The following is a 314-nucleotide window of genomic DNA, read 5'->3' as shown; positions in this document are numbered from 1 at the left end:
ATCCATACCTTGCTGAGCTGCTTTGATAAGCTCAGGATGGTTAGCCAAACCTAAGTAGTTGTTTGCACAGAAGTTAAGTACATCTTCACCCGTAGAGATAGACACAGACGCTTTTTGTTGAGAAGTGATAACGCGCTCTGACTTGTACAAACCTTCAGTTTTTACTTCGTCGATTTGTTGTTGAATTTGGTTATAAAACGCAGAAGACATGATTCTTTGATCCTTTCAGTAAGGGGGAATGCCAAGCAAGATATCTAGCTTGCTCGGAGCAAAATCTTTTCCTGATTTACAGTGTAAAGAGATTCTAGTTCAAA

Annotated in this window: 1 pseudogene; it reads right to left on the bottom strand. The window is 39.5% G+C overall.

Going from position 1 to position 314, the window contains the following annotated elements:
* Positions 1 to 210 (bottom strand): annotated as a pseudogene (locus AB4585_RS24990) (glycine C-acetyltransferase); the annotation flags it as partial.
* Positions 211 to 314: the final 104 nt, after the last annotated feature.

The organism is Vibrio sp. 10N.222.49.C9 (genome assembly GCF_041474985.1).
In the GTDB taxonomy this organism is placed as follows: Bacteria; Pseudomonadota; Gammaproteobacteria; order Enterobacterales; family Vibrionaceae; genus Vibrio; species Vibrio crassostreae_C.
This window is presented reverse-complemented; position numbering and strand designations above follow the sequence as displayed.